10 protein-coding genes are annotated in these 14,451 nt (G+C 70.9%); 3 read left to right on the forward strand and 7 right to left on the reverse strand.

The genetic code is table 11. The features are described from left to right. Positions 1-116: 116 nt before the first annotated feature. From opgC to EDF28_RS16950, 4 genes are all read right to left on the reverse strand, one after another. Positions 117-2,621 carry an OpgC domain-containing protein gene (gene opgC / locus EDF28_RS16935; protein WP_123939112.1) on the reverse strand — a complete coding sequence of 835 codons (2,505 nt, stop codon included), beginning with the start codon at positions 2,619-2,621 and terminating at the stop codon, positions 117-119. After that, positions 2,618-3,028 (reverse strand): ATP-binding protein, encoded by a 411-nt coding sequence (locus tag EDF28_RS16940; RefSeq protein WP_173170634.1) that lies wholly within the window; start codon positions 3,026-3,028, stop codon positions 2,618-2,620. Before EDF28_RS16940 ends, opgC begins: the two co-directional genes overlap by 4 nt. Next, positions 3,025-4,974: a glycosyltransferase gene (locus EDF28_RS16945; protein WP_395875409.1), complete on the reverse strand. Its 1,950-nt coding sequence runs from the start codon at positions 4,972-4,974 to the stop codon at positions 3,025-3,027. The genes EDF28_RS16940 and EDF28_RS16945 overlap by 4 nt, the downstream gene beginning before the upstream one ends. 330 nt (positions 4,975-5,304) lie before the next feature. After that, complete coding sequence (locus EDF28_RS16950) at positions 5,305-6,045, reverse strand: TetR/AcrR family transcriptional regulator (protein WP_123939114.1); 741 nt, start codon at positions 6,043-6,045, stop codon at positions 5,305-5,307. Between the two features lie 124 nt (positions 6,046-6,169). Here EDF28_RS16950 and EDF28_RS16955 point away from each other — a divergent pair, with 124 nt between their 5' ends. Further along, positions 6,170-7,096 (forward strand): NAD-dependent epimerase/dehydratase family protein, encoded by a 927-nt coding sequence (locus EDF28_RS16955; protein ID WP_123939115.1) that lies wholly within the window; start codon positions 6,170-6,172, stop codon positions 7,094-7,096. A 428-nt stretch (positions 7,097-7,524) separates the two neighbouring features. On the opposite strand, the gene EDF28_RS16960 is transcribed toward EDF28_RS16955, so the two are convergent. The 3 genes from EDF28_RS16960 to EDF28_RS16970 all read right to left on the reverse strand — a co-directional run bounded on the left by EDF28_RS16960 (position 7,525) and on the right by EDF28_RS16970 (position 11,472). Continuing rightward, a complete protein-coding gene (locus EDF28_RS16960; protein WP_185094280.1) occupies positions 7,525-8,853 on the reverse strand; it encodes a fibronectin type III domain-containing protein in 1,329 nt (442 codons plus the stop codon). A 264-nt stretch (positions 8,854-9,117) separates the two neighbouring features. Then, positions 9,118-10,902 (reverse strand): DEAD/DEAH box helicase, encoded by a 1,785-nt coding sequence (locus EDF28_RS16965; RefSeq protein ID WP_123939117.1) that lies wholly within the window; start codon positions 10,900-10,902, stop codon positions 9,118-9,120. Between the two features lie 105 nt (positions 10,903-11,007). Then, a complete protein-coding gene (locus tag EDF28_RS16970) occupies positions 11,008-11,472 on the reverse strand; it encodes a MarR family winged helix-turn-helix transcriptional regulator (protein WP_123294655.1) in 465 nt (154 codons plus the stop codon). 96 nt (positions 11,473-11,568) lie between these two features. Between EDF28_RS16970 and EDF28_RS16975 the strand changes: the two genes are divergently transcribed. Beyond that, positions 11,569-13,773, forward strand: coding sequence for an MDR family MFS transporter (locus EDF28_RS16975; RefSeq protein WP_123939118.1), 2,205 nt, complete (start codon positions 11,569-11,571; stop codon positions 13,771-13,773). 73 nt (positions 13,774-13,846) lie between these two features. Further along, positions 13,847-14,434, forward strand: coding sequence for a TetR/AcrR family transcriptional regulator (locus tag EDF28_RS16980; protein ID WP_123939119.1), 588 nt, complete (start codon positions 13,847-13,849; stop codon positions 14,432-14,434). Positions 14,435-14,451: the final 17 nt, after the last annotated feature.

The raw sequence follows: 14,451 nt of genomic DNA on the forward strand, positions 1-14,451 counted from the left end.
GTCGCGGGACCGCGACCGCTCCTGTCGAGCGCGGCGCGTGCGGTGGACGCGACCGAGGACGGACGGGAGGCCCGTGGCGACGCCGCCACGGGCCTCCCGTCCGTCCCGCGGTCACGTCAACGCGGGATGACCGAGAACAGGAACCTCTTGCGGACCATGTACCAGGCCAGCAGGATCAACGCCGAGTGCACCACGAAGCCGATCCAGAAGTCGCCCCACGGCACGCCGGGGATCGACGCGATCGCCAGCGCGAAGAACACCTGCCACACGAAGACGTAGAGGCTGGCCTGCCCGATCGGGATCCAGAGCCAGCCGATCGCCGTCGAGATCGGCTTCCAGAACACCGTCAGGATCGCGTACGACACGATCGCGAAGAACGCGATGTCGACCAGTCGGCCCCACTGCAGGTCCACCCGCTGGTACGCCGTGTTGTACAGGTCCTCGTACATCGACGCCGGGAACGGGACCGGTGTGAACCCGGCGTGGTTCGCCGCCCAGACGTACACCAGGAACGCCGCGTAGCCGCCGACACCGATGCCGACCAGCACCTTGCCGAGACGCCCGGTGAGCGCGCCGATGATCTGCCGTCGGTAGTACCCGAGCACGAGCCCGTGGGTGAACACGACCTGCCAGGTGAGCAGCGGGAAGACCGCCTCGAACTGCGAGTTCAGCGGGCGGAACTCCGGGTTGAGTGCCTGGAACACGTAGAGCGCCCAGCTCACGACGAGCACCACCCACCAGAAGCCACGCCGGATCAGCCAGAGCAGCGGCGGGATGAACAGGCTCAGCACCACGAACAGGCCCATGATGTTGAACGGCCACGGGCCCATCTCGAGCAGCAGGAACTGTCGGATGGCGTACCACGGCGGCGGGTAGCCGAGCAGCTGCATCGCGTTCGGGTACAGGTCGTACACCCGGCCCTCGGCACCGACACCCCCGGTTCCGGTCCCCCGGTCGGTGAACGTCGTGATCGCGTCGGTGTTCAGGAACGGGACGAAGCTCAGCGCGAAGACGACCGCGATCACCACGAGCGTGACGAGGTACTGCTTTCGGGCACGCTTCCACGCCCCGATCGCGGCCGCCCACTCGCCGAACTTCTTGATGGCGAACGGGTAGGTCATGCCGAGGACCATGCCGGACAGGAACACGAACATCTCGGCACCGGTGATCGCACCGACCGCGTGCAGCGTGAGGTACGAGTACGGCCCGCCGATCTCGATGTGGGTGATCACCACCGCCAGGATGATGAACCCGCGGAACAGGTCGAGACGCAGGTCACGCCCGGGTTTGCCGTCGTCGGGGTAGCGCCAGCTCGGCAGCAACCGTCCGAACAGCCCGCTCAGCAGGAACACCACCGCCAGGCCCACGGCGACCCAGACGATCCACGCCATCTGGTCGCCGCCGGTGTCGTACTGCTGGTCGGTCGCGGCGTTGCCCTGCTGCGTGGTGATGCGGTCGGTGACGGGCCCGAAGGCGAAGTGGTCGCCGCGCTCGAGGTCGGTGCGGAACGACCCGGCGATCCCGGGCACCGCTGTGTCGCGCCAGTCGGCGACACGGTTCCCGGCCTCAGGCTCGCGGCGGTTCGTCTCGAGGAAGGTCACGCCCCGGATCAACGGGCGGTCCTGGACCGAGGCGATCACCTGCCGCCACCAGCCCTGCTTGACCGGGAGCTCCGCGTCGCCCCGGCGGGTGTGGTCGTACAGTGCACCGGTGTCGAGCAGCATCGACCGGTCGCCGTCGACGGCGAACCGGTCGTAGAAGCTGTCCGCCTGCTGCTGCTCGTAGCCCCACGTCTCGTCGAACCGGGACTCGACCTCGCCACGCTCCGGCACGTCGTTGCGGGTGAGGGGGACGTCACGACCGGCGGCTTCGGTCGACTTGCCCTTGCCGAAGTAGTACATCGACAAGCCGACCCAGTCCACCGAGGCGTCGCCCGGCCAGTACGGTTCGTAGGGGTCGTCGGCCGCGGTCAGCTCGCCGTCGCCGTTGGTGTCGAGCTTCGCGACGTCGGTCGCGGAGAGGTCTGCCAGTCGTCCCGCGGACTCGCCGAACGGGTACCCCGCACCGTACGACGGCGACCACACCATGCGCGCGTCGGAGTCGCCGCCGTGCACGGCGGTCGCGAGCGTCCGGAACGCCTGCACGAACTGGGTCGGCTGCTGCCCCCAGCGCACCCACGTGCCGTTCATCTGCGGCGCGAACCGCACGAGCACCTGGGTGTCGTACTGGTCGTGGATCTCCTGGAACGCGGTGTTCGCGGCGCGGGCGTCGGCGGCGTCGAGTGACCGGAGCGACTGCCCGGGCTCGAGGCTCACGACGAGGACCGCGCCCTGCGTCGCCGCGGCACGCGTCGCGCGGAGGAGCTCTCGCCTGGCCGAGCGGTCCAGCGGGTAGTCGATCTCCACCCCGTACATCGACGGCGTCGCACCGAGCCGTCCCTCGTACCCCGCCGGGGAGTCGTCGCCCCAGTCGAGGTCCGGGCCGAACCACGTCGTCCCGCTCGCCGGCTCCGTCGCCGCGGCCGTGTGCACCGTCACCGCGGACGCCGGCAGTGCACCGCCGAGCAGGAGCGTCGCGATCGTGACGAGGACGGCGACCACGCGGGCCGCCAGCAGCCTCACCGGTCGCACACCAGCGTCCAGACGTTGTGCCCGTGCTCGTGCCGGTGCTCCAGGCGGTCGAGGGCGGCGATCGCGAGCGCCAGACCGCGTCCGCTCTCCTGCTCGACGTCGGCCATCGTGACGGCGCTCAGGTCGATGTCCACGGGCAGACCGTTGTCGGTGAGCTCCGCGGTGAGCGCCCGCTCGGTCGACTCGAGCCGCACGGTGTAGCGCCGACCGGTCTCCTGGTCGGAACGGATCGTGTGCTCCACGATGTTCGCCGCGACCTCGGCCAGCGCGGTCTCCAGCGCGAAGCGGAGCCGGGCGTCGTCGATGCCGAGGCCGTCCCACCAGACGCCGAAGCGGTCCTGGACCTCGTCGAGCGACACGGGCGTCGCGGCGACGTCGAAGGTGGTCTCGGCGTTCACAGTGGTCCTCCGGCGGTGCTCGACTCGTGCTCTGACTGGACTCCCGTGCCCGGGCCGCGGTAGAGCACGGCCCGGATCACGATGCTGAAGATGAACAGGTCGAAGACGACCCATGCGGTGTTGACGAGCGGCGCGATGCCCGACGCCTGCCCGGTCAGGTAGCGGATGCCGATCAGGATCAGTGCCGCGACCAGCGCCCCCATCGCGATGAGCTGCGGCTTGACGAGGTCCCACCGGGGCTTCTGCTCGGTGTCGTCGCGCACCTTCGGCGTGACCCGGAACCCGAGCGGCTTGCCGCGGAACACGTTCTCGAACGCACTCGTCACCGCCTCGATCCACACCGGGAACAGCGCGAGCGAGTACTGCTGCCCACGCCACGTCGGCCTGCCGGCGGCCACCACCCAGAACAGGAGCTGGTTGAGCACGAGGAACGGGATCAGCCGGGCGAAGAAGTCGACGCTGTAGGCCTGCACCGGGACGACGCCGAACGACAGGCAGAGCACCGGGGCCGCGATGTACACGATCGCGGCGAACCCGGACAGGTAGCTCCACATCGTCGAGAAGTACATCAGGCGCTGCCCCCAGGACAGGCCCTTCTGCACCAGCGGGTTCTCGCGGAAGAACACCTGCATGGTGCCCTGCGCCCAACGGAGCCGCTGCACGAGCATGGTCGGCAGGTCCTCCGGCGCCAGGCCCTTCGCCAGGATCTCGTCGTGGTACGCCGACTTCCAGCCGAGCCCGTGCAGCCGCATGGCGGTGGCCATGTCCTCGGTCACCGAGATCGTCGCCAGCGGCATGATCGGCTGCGCCTCGTCGTCGCGGTTGACGTCGAGTGCCCGTGCGAGGACCGCGATCGACTCGATGGCCGCCACGGGCGATGCGTCGCGCCGCCCGAGCACGTCGAGCGCGGCGTCGTCGAGCCCGGCGAAGGTGTTCGCGTCGGTCGACATCGCGGCGAGCTCCTGCAGGTCGTTCCGCACCGACTCGAGGTCGGCGGCGGCGAACCGGAAGGCGATCGTGTCGATCCCCCGCTGGAACGCGTAGGTGACGTCGCCGAGCGGTTCGCCGGCCCGGACCTGGTCGCGAGCGCGGTCGACGACGGCTTCGGCCTCGTCCAGGGCGCCGAGCACCCGCGGGTCCGTCTCGGTCTCACGCGCACGGGCCAGCAGCTTCCGCGACGTCGTGATCGTGCGCTGCACCGAGGCTTCGACCTCGACCACGTAGCGGGAGATGCCGAGCTGCATCAGTGCCTCGCGCCGCAGGATCGCGTTCGACCCGCAGAAGAACGCGGCGTTCCAGCCGTCCTTCGACTGCTGGATCGGCCCGTAGAACAGCGGCGCCTGACTGCCGAGCAGGTCCGCCTCGGGAACGTTCTCGAACCACTGCGGCGTCTGTACGAGCGCCATCCGCGGGTCCTTGAAGTAGCCGAGCGTGCGGTCGAGGATGCCGGGCTCCGGTACCTGGTCGGCGTCGAGGATGAGCAGGAACTCGCCCTGGGTCGCGAGCAGGGCGTTGTTGAGGTTGCCGGCCTTGGCGTGCCGGGGACGGTCGATCCAGTCGGCACCGCGGGTGATGACGCCGATGCCGAGCGAGTCGGCGGCCGCACGCATCTCGGGGCGGTTGCCGTCGTCGAGGATCCACGTCGTGTGCGGGTGTGTGATCGCCTGCGCCGCACGGGCCGTGCGCACGACCATCTCGACGGGTTCGTTGTAGGTGGTGATGAAGACGTCGACCGTGACGTCGGAGGACGGCTTCGTCGGGGGCTCACCGCGCTCGCGCAACCGCCATGCCCCGAACGCGAACAGGAGCGAGTCGATGACGCTGTAGGTCTCGGCCAGGATGAGCGGCACGGCGATCCACCAGGAGTGCCAGTTCACCGAGGCGGCCCAGCGCCAGACGACGTAGTTCACACCGGCGATCGACGCCAGGAGCGCGACCGTGCGCACCGTGACGAGTCGTCGGCGGGCCGTGCCGGTGGTCAGCCGGCGGCGGTCCTGGCGGCTGACGTCGAGCGCCGTCACCGGGTCGCTCCGTCTGCGGGGTCGCCGGCCGAGCTGCGTCGCAAGGGTGCCTCCTGATCCGCGCGGACCCCGGCCGCAGCGCACGCCCGGGTGTGGTGCCGTCCGGTCGCTGCCCAGGGGACACCGTGCCGGCCGTCCGCTCCGGTCGTCGGGCACGACCTCGGCGTAGGGACCTGTCTACCGCAGTGACCGGCACTCTGTCAGGCCCCGAGTGCGAGTCGTGGACAACGGCCCGGGCAGACCCGCACGACCGGGTCAGAACGCGGCGGCGAACCCGAGGTCGTCGGCGAGCCGCGCGATCACCTGGTCGAAGTAGGCGGCACCGTCGGACACCGAGCCGACGAAGTGGCCGAAGAGCTCGAACGAGATCGTCCCGAACACCGTCGACCAGGCCATCAGGGTGCGGACCAGGACTTCGTCGGGCAGTGCGATGCCGAGCGACCGCAGGGTGGTCACTGCGTCCGCGACTGCGGGGCCGGCCGCCCCGGGAGCCGCCGTGGGCGCGGCGGGTGATCCGGGCCTCCCGTCCGCCCCCGACGCCGACGTGACGTCCCCGCGGGGCGCGACCGCATCGGCCACCACCCGCACCAGCGCGAGCGTCGTCCGCGCGGCGGGCACGACCGTCTCGCGCGTTGCAGCGTAGCCCGGCACGGGCGACCCGAACAGCAACGCGAAGTCGCCCGGGTGCGCGACGGACCACGATCGGATCGCGCGGCACGCGGCGACCCAGCGTGCACCCGGTTCCGGGCCGGCCGCGGCGTCAGCAGCCTCGACCGCTGCGCCGAGTTCGTCGTAGTCGACGATGAGCAGCGCCGTCAGCAGGTCGTCGCGACTCGGGAAGTACCGGTACACCGCGGACGACACCATGCCGACGTCGCGGGCAACGGCTCGGAGGCTGAGCGCTGCGGGCCCCTCGTCGGTGAGGCGGGTGCGCGCAGCGGCCAGGATGTCCGCCCGGATCGTCTGCCGGGCGAGCTCGCGTGCTGTCGGTGCCATCCGGTCACCATGCCACACGAGAGCACTGCACACAAATGAGAGCAGTGCTCTTGCTCTTTCGTGTCCGAGCGCGCATCCTGGTTGCGAGAGCACCGCTCTCGCAACCAGAACGGAAGCAGGGACCATGTCGCACAACCACCTCGTCATCGGCGCCGGCCCGGTGGGCCGCCACGTCGCCGCGCTGCTCGCCGAACGCGGTGAGCACGTCACCGTCGCCACCCGCTCGGGTCGGGACACCGGCCTGTCAGGGGTCGATCACCTCGCGCTCGACGCCTCCGACGCCGAGGCCCTCACCCGGGCAGCCGACGGCGCCGCCGTGCTGTACAACTGCGCGAACCCCGGCGACTACACCCAGTGGGAGCGCACCTGGCCACCGCTCGCGGCGTCGATGCTGACCGCTGCCGAGCGGACCGGAGCCGTCTACGCCATCACCGGGAACCTGTACCCGTACGGCCCGGTCGACGGCCCGATGCGCGCCGACACACCGGACGCGGCGACCGACCACAAGGGGATCCTCCGCGCACGGCTGTGGGCCGACGCCCTGGCCGCGCACCGTGCCGGACGCATCCGGACGGTCGAGGTCCGCGCTTCGGACTACGTCGGGCCGGGCATCGGGGCGAACGGACACGTCACGCGGGTGCTGCCGGCCGCACTGCAGGGGAAGGCCGTGACGATGATCGGCAGGACCGACCTGCCACACACCTTCACCGACGTGCTCGACGTCGCCAGGACCCTGGTGGCGGCGGCCTCGGACGAGCGCGCGCACGGCCGCACGTGGATGGTGCCGAGCAACGCTCCTCGTACCCAGCGGCAGGCGCTGACCGAGGTGCTGGCCGCGGCCGGCAAGCCACCCGTGCCCGTCCACCGGATGCCCGCTGCGGCGATCCGTGCGCTCGGGCTCGTGTCGCCGATGATGCGGGAGCTCGCCGAGATGAGCTACCAGTGGACTGCGCCGTACGTGGTCGACGATGCCGAGAGTCGCGCGGTGTTCGGCATCGAGCCGACCCCGTGGGACGAGGTGTGTCGCCGGACCGTGGTGGGGGTGGTGTGAGGCGGGCTGGGGGGCGCTGCGGGGGCGGGCGGCGGGGGCGGGCTGCAGGCTGCGGCGGGCTGCGGCGCCGCCGAGGTTCCACAACATGCCGCCGGTGTGCCGCCGAGGTTCCACGGAGCGGCCGAGAGCGCGCCGAGGTTCCGAGATCTCGGAACCTCGGACCTCGTACCCTGCACCCCACCCCGCGCCCCCACCCCGCGACACCGGGTGGCGCCGAGGTTCCACAACACGCCGCCGGTGTGCCGCCGAGGTTCCACGGAGCGGCAGAAAGAGCGCCGACACTCCAAGATTTCGGAACCGCGGGCCCCGCCGCACGACGCCCGCGCCCGCCCCACCCCGCCGCACGACGCCCCCCCCCCCCCGCCCGGAACACAGGACGGGGTGGGACGCGCCGTTGCGTCCCACCCCGTCCTGCCTCGGCCTGCCGGTCAGATCACCAGCAGCCGCGAGTACTGCGCCGACGACAGCTGCTGCGCAGCCCCGCCGGAGGCCGGCACGCGCCACAGCCCGGCCGAGGGCCCGCTGTCGACGTTCGCGAACACGTCGCCGTCGTCGGAGGCGGCACCCGTGTTCGCCCCGCGCGACCCCGCCGTGATGCCGGAGACCGCCACGGTGGACTTCCCACTGGAGCCGACCACGAGCTTGTCCGGGATTGTGCGGTCGACCTTGCAGCCGGCCGGGCTGGTCGGGTACTCGGCGGGGGCGCTGCACCACTCGGCGGACTGCAGCAGAGAGAACCCGTCGGCGTTGGCGGCCGCGTACTCGAACGCCAGCCGGGGCTCGATCCGCGTCAGCGCCGTGGCGCCCGGCTTCAGCTGGTACCAGGCCCACGAGCCGGCGCCACCGGGAGAACGGATGTCGACGTACACGTTGCCGTGCGAGTCCGCGAGGACCGCTGCGGGGTACCCGACGCCGGAGCTGCCGGGGAGCGTGATCGCCCGTGCGGCCGTGCCGGTGCCCACGACGATCGGGGAGATCTGCGAACCGCCGACGGCGACGACCTTGCCGTCGGGGGTGACGGTCCAGAACCGCTGGCCGCTGCCCGTGGCAGTCAGGTCGAGCACGGTCGTCGCGGTGGAGCTGCCGACGGCGAGCTTCTGCACGGCCCCCGTCACCGAGTCGATCCAGTACAGGTTGCCGGCGACGTCGGAGCGCAGGTCGGGGGTCAGGTGCAGCCCGGTCGCCAGCGTCCGCGTCGCGCTGCCGTCGGCGGGGTGGAACAGGATCGAGGTCAGGTCCGCCGAGGGGGTGAACACGTCGCCGACGTCGTCCGCGGCGAAGCCCGTCCCGTTGGCCGCGACGACCTTCCCGGCGCCGGAACCGTCCTCGGCGAAGCGCACGACGTTTCCGGATGCGTCGAGGGCGAACAGCGACTGCGTCGTGTCGACCACGGACGGCGTGGTGTAGCGGACCAGGATCGTGCGGCCGGACTTCTTCGCGCCGATCGCTCGGACCGAGAACTTGTAGGTCGTCTTCGGCGTCAGGTCACCGAAGCGGTCGGACCGCGCCTTCGCCGGCAGCCGGTCGACGCCGTTGCCGGGCTGGTGCTGCGCGGGGGCGATCGTGACCTTCCAGCCGGTCACCTTCGCGCCCGACTTCGGGGCGCCCCAGGTCACGGTCGCGCTGTCGCCGGCTCCGGTGACCCGGACGGTGGTGGGCGCTCCGGGCGCCGAGGACGAGGGGGCTGCCGTCGCCGGCGCCACTCCCCCGATGACGAGCGCCGCCGCTGCTGCGACGGTGATGAGTGCTCGGTACACGTTCGTTCCCCTGCCTTCTCCGCGGCTCCCTGCGTCACGGCTCCAGGTATCACAGCACCGCTCGGACGCCAGGGGAACGGATCCGAGCGTGATCTGCGGTTCCCCGCACCGCAAGGCTGGTGACGCACCGCCGGCACGCGGGGCGGCCGCGGCGGGAGACGCGACCGGACGACGGACGGGAGGCACGGTGCCAGCTGGCACCGTGCCTCCCGTCAGGATGGGGTCGCGTTCAGGACGCCACTCGCGTCGACGACGCGACTCGCGTCAGTAGCGCGGCTTGCGCTCCGGACGCTCGTCGCGGCGGCCGCCACCACGGCGGTCGGGCTTGATCTCGATGAGCTTGCCGCTGATCCGGGTGTCGGTCAGGCGGTCGAGCACGCCGCCGTCCATGTCGGCGGGCAGCTCGACAATGGAGAAGTCCGGCTGGATGCGGATCGCACCGAAGTCGTCGCGGCGCAGGCCGCCCTCGTTGGCGAGGGCGCCGACGATCTGGCGCGGCTCGACGCGGTGGCGGCGGCCGACCTCGATGCGGTAGGCGGTCATCGGCTGCGAACGGCGGGGCGCACGGTCCCGGTCGCCACCACGGTCGCCACCTCGGTCGCCGCGCGGCCCACGGTCGTCACGTGCACCGCGGTCGTCGCGCTCGCCACGGCGGGCGTCGCGCTCCATCTGGGTCCGGAGTGCGTCGTCGGCTGCGGTCAGGAGCAGCGGCGAGTCGCCCTGCGCCACGACGGCCAGGGCGGCGGCGACGTCGTCCGAGGGGACGTCGTGGTGCTCGACGTAGTGCGCGATGACGTCGCGGAAGGCAGCGATGCGACCCTGGTCCTCGAGCGCCGCGGTGATCGCGTCGTCGAAGCGGGTCAGGCGCGTCTCGTTGACGTCGTCGATCGTCGGCAGCTGCATCTGGGTGAGCGGCTGCTTCGTGTGGCGCTCGATCGCGGAGAGCAGGCGACGCTCGCGGGGGGTGACGAAGCTGATCGAGTCACCCGAGCGGCCGGCACGACCCGTGCGGCCGATGCGGTGCACGTAGGACTCGATGTCGACCGGGATGTCGTAGTTCACGACGTGCGTGATGCGGTCGACGTCGAGGCCACGGGCGGCGACGTCGGTGGCGACGAGGATGTCGAGCTTGCCGGACTTCAGCTGGTTGACGGTCCGCTCGCGCTGGGCCTGGGCGACGTCACCGCTGATGGCGGCTGCGGCGTAGCCACGGGCCCGGAGCTTCTCGGCCAGGGTCTCGGTCTCGCTCTTGGTGCGGACGAAGATGATCATGCCCTCGAAGTCCTCGACCTCGAGGATGCGGGTCAGGGCGTCGACCTTCTGCGGGTACGAGACCATCAGGTAGCGCTGCGTGATGTTCGCGGCGGTCTTGGTCTTGGTCTTGACGGTGATCTCGGCCGGGTCCGTCAGGTACTGCTGCGAGATGCGGCGGATCTGGGCGGGCATGGTCGCGGAGAACAGGGCGACCTGCTTGTCGTCGGGGGTGTCCGCCAGGATCGTCTCGACGTCCTCGGCGAAGCCCATCTTGAGCATCTCGTCGGCCTCGTCGAGCACGAGGTACTTCAGCTCGGACAGGTCGAGCGTGCCCTTCGCCAGGTGGTCCATGATGCGACCGGGCGTGCCGACGATGACGTCGACGCCGCGGCGCAGGGCGGACAGCTGCACGCCGTACGCCTGACCGCCGTAGACCGGCAGGACGTGGACGTGCTTCATGTGCGACGCGAACTGCTCGAACGCCTCGCACACCTGCAGGGCGAGCTCGCGCGTCGGGGACAGCACGAGGGCCTGCGGCTTCTTGCTGCCGGGCTCCATGCGGGACAGGATCGGCAGCGCGAAGGCGGCGGTCTTGCCGGTTCCGGTCTGCGCGAGGCCGACGACGTCGCGGCCGTCGAGCAGCGTGGGGATGGTGGCTTCCTGGATGGCGGAAGGGGTTTCGTAGCCGATGTCCTTGACGGCCTTGAGCACAGCATCGCTCAGGCCGAGATCGGCGAAGGTCACCACGGGCCCCTCGTCGGTGGTCTCGGTGGTGGTGGCGGTGTCCGTGCTCATACACCAACGGTATCTCGAATGCACGCTCCGCAGTGACCGGGGGGCGTGCGGACGGGAGGAACGAGGCGGGCCCGCCCCGCGCCTCCCGTCCTCTTGCTGGTCACGTCACGGGCGCGTGGTGCCGATCCCGAGGACCGCGTCGGCCCGGTCGTTCAGTCGCGTGAGCATCTCGGCGAGCGAGCGCAGCTCGTCCGAGGCGAACTCCTCGGTGAGGTCGTCGAAGACCTCGGCGCCGGCGGCGTCGAGCTGGTCGAGCAACTGCTTGCCCGCGGGTGCGAGCGAGACCAGGGTCGCTCGGCCGTCGGCGGGGTCCGGCGAGCCGACCAGGTGCTCGGCCTCGACCAGCGACGCCACCCGGCGACTGATCACCGGGCGGGACAGGCCCGTCGCGTCGGCGATCGCGGTCGCACGGACGGGTCCGTGACCGGCGACGGCTCGCAGGATCACCCGCGCGGTCGGGTCGAGGCCGCCGCTGGACTCGATGAGCGAGGAACGCAGGGTCTGCCGGACCCACAGCCGGTCGAGCTGGGATCGCAGGAGTCGCTCGGCGGCACGCCGGTCGTCGCACATGGGGCCAGCGTAGTGGGCACATTTAGTTGCTTGCTGGAAGCAACAGATGTATCGTTGCGCGGTCTGCAAAGTTACACAGCACGAAAAAGGAGTTCGATGACCGCCACCGCACCCGTCCAGGTGCAGCACGGTCGGCACACCGCCGAGGCCCCAGCAGCCTCCGGCGGGACCGGCCCGCAGCCCCTGATGACCCACCGCCAGATCCTCCTGGTGATCTACGGCCTGATGGCGGGCATGTTCCTGTCGTCCCTCGGCCAGACGGTGTTCGGCACGGCGATCCGCACCATCGGCGACGACCTGCACGGCCTCGACCAGCAGGCCTGGGTCACCACGGCCTACCTGATCACCTCGACGATCGCGACGCCGATCTACGGCAAGCTCTCCGACATCTTCGGCCGCCGGCCCCTCTACATCTTCGGCATCGTCGTGTTCATCCTCGGCGCCGTCCTGTCGTCGATGTCCACCTCGATGCTCATGCTCGCGGCCTTCCGCGCCGTGCAGGGCATCGGTGCCGGTGCGCTCATGTCGCTGCCGCTCGCGATCATGGGTGACATCCTCGCCCCGCGCGAACGTGCCAAGTACCAGGGCTACTTCCTCGCCGTGTTCGGCATCTCGTCCGTCATCGGGCCGCTCATCGGTGGGCTGCTCGCCGGTTCCTCCGAGATCCTGTGGATCACGGGATGGCGCTGGGTCCTGCTGATCAACGTGCCGATCGGCGTCGCGGCGCTCCTCATGGTCATCGTCTTCCTGCACCTGCCGAAGGTGCACAGTGCCGACGACGCGAAGCCCAAGGTCGACTGGTGGGGCGCGACCGCCGTCATCGTCACCCTCGTGCCGCTGCTGCTCGTCGCCGAACAGGGGCGCATCTGGGGCTGGGGCTCCCCCGCCGCCATCGCCTGCTACGTCGTCGGGGTCGTCGGCCTGGTCGGGCTGCTGCTCATCGAGTCGAAGATGGGCGACGCGGCGATCATCCCGCTCAAGCTCTTCCGCTCGGGCACGTTCTCGATGGCGACCGTCATCGGGTTCCTGGTCGGCTTCGCGATGTTCGGTGCGATGCTCACCATCCCGCTCTACCTGCAGATCGTCGTGGGGCTCACCCCGACCGAGTCCGGCTTCGCCACGCTCCCGCTGGTCGGCGGTCTCATGATCGCCTCGATCACGAGCGGTCAGATCGTCGCCCGTGTCGGCCGCTACCGGATCTTCCCGGTCATCGGCACCGCGCTCGTGTCCGCCGGCTACGTCGTCCTGACCTTCATGTCGATCGACAAGCCGCTCTGGTTCCTGATGATCGGCATGTTCCTGATCGGCCTCGGCCTCGGCTCGGTCATGCAGTCGCTGACCCTGGCCTCGCAGGGCTCCGTCGAGGCCCGTGACATGGGCGTCGCCACGTCGTCCGCCACGTTCTTCCGCCAGATCGGTGGAACGCTCGGCACCGCCGTCCTGCTGTCGATCCTGTTCTCGGTGATGCCGGCGAACATCCTGCACGCGACCGCGAACGAGAAGGACCTCGGCCCGGCGCTCGACGCCGCGCTCAACCCCACCGTCGCCAGCGCGAAGGCGAACCAGGGCGCGATGGACAAGATCTGGACGCCCGTCGTCACCCCGCTGACGAAGACCGTGCAGTCGCAGCTCGACGCTGCCTCCGCGAAGGCGACGCAGGCCGCCGACGCCGCGGTCACCGAGCAGGTCACGGCAGCCGTGCAGCAGCAGGTCGCCGCCGGTGCGGTCCCCGCCGCCTCGGCCCAGTCCGTCATCGACCAGCAGGTCGCAGCGGCGACGCCGGCGGCCGAGCAGTCCGCCCTCGAGCAGGTCGCCGACCAGGCACACGCCAGCGTGCAGGACGGCACCGTGTCCGTCGACTGGTCGAACGCCTCGCAGCGCTCCTACTGGGTCGACGAGCTCACCCCGGAGCTCGCGAAGAAGATCGACGACGGCAACACCACGAGCGACAGCGCCACCAGCACGAACGACACCTCGTTCCTGACCGGTGCCGACAGCCGCCTCACCCGGCCGTTCATGGCGGGCTTCAACGCCTCGTCCGTGACGATCTACTGGGTCGGCCTCGGCGTGATCCTGCTCGCGTTCGTGCTCACCTGGTTCTTCCGGGTGCCGCCGCTGCGTCAGCGCTCCGCCCTGCAGGAGCGTGCCGACCTGTCCGCCGAGGCCCAGCTCGAGGCCGAAGCCGGCGCTGCCGCTGCCGACGCCGGCTCGTTCACCGGTCCGATGACCGGGTCCGTGCCGACCGGATCGGTGCCCACCGGATCGGGTTCGACCGGATCCACACCGACGCACCGTCGGTGACCGACCGGGCCGTCCGTGCCGTGCCCCCTTTCCGGCACGGGCGGCCCACCAACCCCCACCACCAGGAGTCCACGTGATCACCACCCCGGCAGCTGCAGTGGCGACGGAGCCGTGCACCCTGCGGGAGCGCAAGAAGCAGCAGACCCGGCAGGCGCTGCACGACGCGGCCCTGACGCTGGTGTCCGCGCACGGGCTGGACGGCGTCACCATCGAGCAGATCTGCGCCGATGCCGACGTCTCGCCCCGCACCTTCTTCAACTACTTCTCGTCCAAGGCGCACGCCGCCCTCGGACTCGACTCCGTCGAGGTCCCGGAGCCCTCCGCAGCATGGTTCACCGAGGCTCGTGGCGGCCTGGTCGACGACCTCTGCACCCTCGTCGCGGCGACCGTACCGCTGTCCCAGGACCGCCGACGGATGAAGGAGCTGCTGGTGCTCCGGCCCGAGATGTCCTCGATGGTCATGCAGTGGATGGCCGAGTCACGCCAGTCCCTGCTCAGCGTCGTGGGCACCAGGACCGACGACCAGACCGCTCGCACGGCGGTGACGCTCGTGATGTCGGCGCTCAGCGAGGCCGCCCACCGCGACTCCGTGCGGAACAACGACGAGCTCGCGGTGCGGCTCCGGGCCGTGGTGCGCGAGATGGCGGCGCTGGCCTCCTGACGGGGTCGTGCCGCATA

The sequence above is a fragment of the Curtobacterium sp. PhB137 genome (assembly GCF_003814955.1).
Taxonomy (GTDB): Bacteria; Actinomycetota; Actinomycetes; order Actinomycetales; family Microbacteriaceae; genus Curtobacterium.

What these genes read in the sequence shown, in the direction of transcription:
- EDF28_RS16950 (WP_123939114.1), bottom strand. Translation starts at nt 6,045, where the DNA reads ATGGCACCGACAGCACGCGAGCTCGCCCGGCAGACGATCCGGGCGGAC.
- EDF28_RS16955 (WP_123939115.1), top strand. Translation starts at nt 6,170, where the DNA reads ATGTCGCACAACCACCTCGTCATCGGCGCCGGCCCGGTGGGCCGCCAC.
- EDF28_RS16970 (WP_123294655.1), bottom strand. Translation starts at nt 11,472, where the DNA reads ATGTGCGACGACCGGCGTGCCGCCGAGCGACTCCTGCGATCCCAGCTC.
- EDF28_RS16965 (WP_123939117.1), bottom strand. Translation starts at nt 10,902, where the DNA reads ATGAGCACGGACACCGCCACCACCACCGAGACCACCGACGAGGGGCCC.
- EDF28_RS16975 (WP_123939118.1), top strand. Translation starts at nt 11,569, where the DNA reads ATGACCGCCACCGCACCCGTCCAGGTGCAGCACGGTCGGCACACCGCC.